Genomic DNA, 277 nt, shown 5'->3' on the forward strand with positions numbered 1-277 from the left:
TACAATTGGAATTAACGGAATTAAAGGGCCATGAGTACCGGCTAAGTTAGCGGTAGGTAAAATAAAGCCTGAAAACAAAATAATAAAAAAGGCGACGATAAGTAATTCGTAACGCACGTTTTCTAAAACAAAAGCGTCGCTTAACCCCAGTGGGCTTGCAAACGTTGCGGCAATGGCGGCAACCATAACCACTTTACCTATGGTGGCAGCCATTGCAGGAATAGCGTCTTCAAATTCGAACCTGTAATCTCTAAAGGGTAAGTTTGGGCGCCAGCGT

Annotated in this window: 1 protein-coding gene; it reads right to left on the reverse strand. The window is 43.7% G+C overall.

The annotated features are described in order from the left end of the window. Nucleotides 1-222 (reverse strand): DUF3360 family protein (locus RAD10_RS41735; RefSeq protein WP_461622011.1); only part of this gene is annotated, 222 nt, incomplete at its 3' end. Nucleotides 223-277: the final 55 nt, after the last annotated feature.

The sequence above is a fragment of the Bradyrhizobium sp. 23AC genome (assembly GCF_054863025.1).